The 243-nt window shown below is 61.3% G+C and carries 1 rRNA gene; it reads right to left on the minus strand.

Going from position 1 to position 243, the window contains the following annotated elements:
* Positions 1–243, minus strand: a 16S ribosomal RNA gene (locus ACTHTA_RS11595); the annotation flags it as partial.

Here is a 243-nt window from a genome sequence, read left to right on the forward strand (position 1 = left end):
CGCACGACGCGACGGACCACCTGCGAGCGCTTTACGCCCAATAAATCCGGACAACGCTTGCCCCCTACGTATTACCGCGGCTGCTGGCACGTAGTTAGCCGGGGCTGATTCCCCAGGTACCGTCACCATCGTCCCTGGGAAAAGGGCTTTACGACCCGAGAGCCTTCATCACCCACGCGGCGTTGCTGGGTCAGGCTTTCGCCCATTGCCCAAAATTCCTAACTGCTGCCCCCCGTAGGCTGT

The sequence above is a fragment of the Neisseria sp. P0013.S005 genome, from assembly GCF_051958425.1.
Taxonomy (GTDB): domain Bacteria; phylum Pseudomonadota; class Gammaproteobacteria; order Burkholderiales; family Neisseriaceae; genus Neisseria; species Neisseria subflava.